5 protein-coding genes are annotated in these 4,241 nt (G+C 70.6%); 4 read left to right on the top strand and 1 reads right to left on the bottom strand.

Translation table 11 applies throughout. The features are described 5' to 3' along the window. The 3 genes from AC5RUJ_RS11845 to AC5RUJ_RS11835 form a co-directional block, all read left to right on the top strand. The coding region (locus AC5RUJ_RS11845; RefSeq protein ID WP_494155902.1) for an FAD-dependent oxidoreductase at positions 1-424 on the top strand (424 nt) is incomplete at its 5' end. A gap of 118 nt (positions 425-542) precedes the next feature. Continuing rightward, positions 543-1,775, top strand: coding sequence for a D-inositol-3-phosphate glycosyltransferase (gene mshA, locus AC5RUJ_RS11840; RefSeq protein WP_494023092.1), 1,233 nt, complete (start codon positions 543-545; stop codon positions 1,773-1,775). Between the two features lie 55 nt (positions 1,776-1,830). Next, positions 1,831-2,343, top strand: a complete 513-nt coding sequence (locus AC5RUJ_RS11835) for a GNAT family N-acetyltransferase (protein WP_493999700.1) — start codon at positions 1,831-1,833, stop codon at positions 2,341-2,343. A 16-nt stretch (positions 2,344-2,359) separates the two neighbouring features. On the opposite strand, the gene AC5RUJ_RS11830 is transcribed toward AC5RUJ_RS11835, so the two are convergent. Continuing rightward, positions 2,360-3,589, bottom strand: a complete 1,230-nt coding sequence (locus tag AC5RUJ_RS11830) for a kynureninase (RefSeq protein ID WP_494127858.1) — start codon at positions 3,587-3,589, stop codon at positions 2,360-2,362. Between the two features lie 152 nt (positions 3,590-3,741). Here AC5RUJ_RS11830 and AC5RUJ_RS11825 point away from each other — a divergent pair, with 152 nt between their 5' ends. Further along, positions 3,742-4,185 carry a YciI family protein gene (locus tag AC5RUJ_RS11825; RefSeq protein WP_494013970.1) on the top strand — a complete coding sequence of 148 codons (444 nt, stop codon included), beginning with the start codon at positions 3,742-3,744 and terminating at the stop codon, positions 4,183-4,185. Positions 4,186-4,241 lie beyond the last annotated feature (56 nt).

Genomic DNA, 4,241 nt, shown 5'->3' with positions numbered 1-4,241 from the left:
GGTCGCGCGGCGCACCGGGACGGGCCCGGACCCCGGCAGTTGCTCCATGCTCAGCGCCTTCTCCGTCAGCTCCCGGACGCCGCGGCGGCTGGTAGCCGGACGCGTCGCGCTCGTCGGCGACGCAGCACACCAGGTGAGTCCGATCGGCGGGCAGGGCATGAATTTGGGCTGGCTGGATGCCGCAGCCCTGGCTCCGATCGTGGCCGCGGCCCTGGCGGGCGAGCCGACGGGCATGGCGTTGCGAAGATACGAGGCGGACCGGCGGCGGGCGGCCAACACCGCCGTCTGGCAGGCTCACCTGAACATGGCCCTGGGCAGGCCGTTGCCGCCGCCGGTGCTCGCGGCCCGCAACCGCCTGTTCAGCACGCTCACCCGCTTCCCCGGAGTGCAGGACACGGTGGCCAGCCGCTTCACCATGCACTGATCCGTCATCAAGCGGCCGGGGCCTACCCGGGCGGCTAAAGTGGCTGCTAGACAAATTCGGCGGCACGTCGATTTTCCCGAGCCGGAGACGTCCCGGCTGACACGGTCTGGAGGTGGGCATGGTCGGCGCGGAGCGCATCGCCGTGCTGTCGCTGCACACCTCGCCGCTGGCTCTCCCCGGCGGGGGCGATGCCGGCGGGATGAACGTCTACGTGCGCGCCCTGGCGCGGGAACAGGCGGCGCTGGGCACCGCCGTCGACGTTTTCACCCGCTCCCTGCACGACGGGCAGGAACCCGTGGAACATCCCCGGGCCGGCGTCCGCGTGATCCACCTGGACGGAGCCCCCGCCGACGCGGTAACCAAGGAAGACCTGCCGCAGCGGTTGGCCGCACTGGAGGCTTCGCTGCGGCAGTTCACGCAGCAGGACGGGGCACGGTACGACGTGCTGCACTCGCACTACTGGCTTTCGGGTGCCGTGGGGCTGCGGCTGCAGCACGACTGGCACATTCCGCTGGTGCACTCGATGCACACGATGGGGCTGGTCAAAAACCTGCACCTGCAGCCCGGCGAACCGCCCGAGCCTGCCTCCCGGATCGACGGGGAGCAAGCCATAGCGTCCGGAGCCGGCCGGCTGATTGCCAATACCCTGACCGAGGCGGCCGAGTTGGTCGATCTCTACGGCGCGGACGAGGGGACGGTGGACGTGATCCCGCCCGGGGTGGACCTGCACACCTTCCGCCCCGACGGCCGCCGCGCGGACCGGGAGGCGGCGGGCATCGGCCCGGATACCTTCCACCTGGTGTTTGCCGGCCGCATCCAGGTACTGAAAGGGCCGCAGGTCCTGCTGGCCGCCGCGGCCGAACTGCGCCGCCAACGGCCCGACATCCGGCTGCGCGTGTCCATCATCGGCGAGATCAGCGGGTCCGCCGGGCTTGACCTGCCGGCGCTGGCCGGGAAGCTGGGGCTGGCGGACACCGTGACGCTCTCGCCCCCCGTGGAGCCGCGCGCCTTGGCGGCCACCTTCCGCAGCGCCGATGTGGTGGCGGTCCCGTCCTTCAGCGAATCCTTCGGCTTGGTCGCCCTGGAAGCGCAGGCGTGCGGTACGCCCGTCGTTGCCACCAACGTGGGCGGGCTGCCGGTGGCGGTCAGCCACGGGCTCACCGGGCTGCTGGTGGACGGGCACGACCCGGTCCGGTGGGCGGGGGCCCTCCGCGAGCTCCACGACTACCCGGAGTTCCGCCGGCGGCTGGGCGCCAATGCCGCGGTGCACGCCTCGTCCTTTGGCTGGGAGCAGACCGCCGCGCTGACGGCGCACAGCTACCAGCTCGCGGTCGACCACTTCCGCCGCTGAGCCTTGCGGTGCCGGTATGATCTGGGATCCGGGCAGCCGCAGCTAGGATTCATGGGTGCCAACCCCCGATTTCCGCATCCGCCGCGCCACCCCAGACGACATCCCGGCCACACTCGACATGAAGCTCGCCGCCTGGCGGGAAACCTACTCGTCCCAGCGGCCGGAGAGCTTCTTCGCCGCCGAAGCGGCCCGGCGGGACCAGCAGATCGACTGGTGGTCGCGCGGGCTGGCGGCGGGGGCGGAGCTGTGGGTCGCCGAAGACCCCGCCGGACGGATCATCGGCTGCTCGGGCGGCGGCCCCGTGCAGGACGACGACGCCGACGCCGGCGTGCCGCACGAACTGCAGATGCTCTACGTGCTGGCGGAGGCCTACGGGACCGGGCTCGGGCGGCAACTGCTGGAGGCGGCGATCGGTGGCGGGCCCGCGCTGCTCTGGGTCCTCGAGGACAACCCGCGCGCCCAGGCGTTCTACCGCAAGCACGGATTCGGCCCGGACGGACGCCGCGAGCCCCTGACCGGCCTGTGGGAAGGCCTGCACGAGATCCGGATGGTCCGGCGGGGCGGCTGAACCCGTTCGAGCTCGGCTACATCCGTTCGAGCTCGGCGCGAATGGCGGCGATGCCGCGCCACACCTCCTGGAAGCTGGTGGACATCGGCGAGAGCCCCAGCCGGAGGCCGTCGGGCTCGCGGAAGTCCGGTATCACTCCCTGCTCCCAGAGCCTGCCGGTGATTTGCTTGAAGTCCGGGTGGTCGATGGTGACGTGGCCGCCGCGTTCCGCCGGATCAAGCGGCGAGGCGATGGCTACGCCGAAACCGGCCAGCGCCTCCTGCACGGCCTCGACGGCAAACCCGGTCAGGGCGATCGACTTATCCCGGACCGCCGCCAGCCCGGCCTCGTCGATGAGGGCGACCATGTCCTGGAGGGCGGTCATGCCGATGATCGGCGGAGTTCCGGACGTGAACCGGCGGATCCCGCCGGCCGGCTGATACCCCTGACCCATCTCGAAGGGTTTGGCGCTGCCCAACCAGCCTTGGATCGGCTGGCTCAGGTGCTGGTGCTCGGTCCGCACGTAGGCCCAGGCCGGGGCGCCCGGACCGCCGTTAAGGTACTTGTAGCTGCAGCCTGCGGCCAGGTCGACGCCCCAGCCGTCCAGTTCCACGGGCAGCACCCCGGCGGAATGGCACAGGTCCCACAAAACCAGGGCACCGGCGTCGTGCGCGGCGGCGGTGATGGCCGGAATGTCCGCAACATAGCCGGAGCGGTAGGCCACGTGGCTGAGCAGCACGAGCGCCGTGTCGGGGCCCACGGCGGCCCGGACCGCTTCTGCCGTCACTCCCCCGGCGTGCGGGGGCTCGAGCCAGTCCAGCTCCAGGCCGCACTCGGCGGCGATGCCTTCAACGATGAAGCGGTCGGACGGAAAATTGTCCCGGTCCACCAGGATGCGCCGGCGCCCCGGGCGCGCGTCGATTGCGGCGCGGGCCAGCTTGTACAGCAGCACCGTGGTGGAGTCGGCCACCACGCATTGGCCCGGCGCGGCTCCCAGCACGACCCGGCCCAGCTCGTCGCCGATCTGCTCCGGCAGCTGGAGCCAGACCTCGTCCCAGGCCCGGATCAGCCGGCCGCCCCACTGCTGCGCCATGACGTCCCGGACGCGCTCGATGCTGGCGGCCAGCGGCCGGCCCAGCGAATTGCCGTCGAGGTAGGCCACGACGGCGTCGTCGTCATGGCCTGCGAACCGGGTCCGGTATCCGGCCAGCGGGTCTGCGGCGTCAAGCATCCGGGCGCGGTCACGCAATTGATCGTCGTTGGTCATACGGCAAGCATAGAGGCGGCTGCCGCGGGGCCGCCGAACCGCGGCGCGAAGAATCCGAAAAAAATTCCCGGGCCTGTCGATATCCACGGCCCCCGTTCGACGGCATAGTAGAAGGCGCATGCCCGCGTCTCGTTCCGAGAAGGAGAAAAGCCATGAAGTACATGTTCATCATGCGGTCCACGGATGCAGCCCTTGAGGCGTCCAAATCCATGCCGTTCGAAGAAATGATCAACAAGATGGGCGCCTACAACGAGGCGATGATCAACGCCGGCGTCATGCTGGCGGGAGAAGGCCTGGCGGATCTTTCCGACGGCAGCGGATTCGTCGTGGACTTCTCGGAGGAGCCGCCGATTGTGACCGACGGCCCGTACGGCGAAACGCACGAACTGTTCAACGGTTTTTGGATCGTCCAGGTGGCCTCCAAGGAGGAAGCCGCGGAGTGGGCCAGCCGCTGCCCGCTGGGACCGGGCTCCAAGCTGGAGGTCCGCCGCGTGACCGAGGCCGCCGATTTCGCGGACTTCGCCGACAACGAGTACATCCGGAAGGAAGAAGGATGGCGCGAGGAAGAGGCGAGGCTCCGCTCGGAGAACGCCTGACCCCCGGGGCCGAGGCCCGGGAGCCCGGGGCGGCGGGGGCCGAGGCCCAGGAGCCT

It is taken from the genome of Arthrobacter sp. Y3223164, from assembly GCF_059091005.1.
The sequence above is the reverse complement of the archived record's forward strand: the minus strand, read 5'-3'. Positions and strand labels throughout refer to the sequence as shown.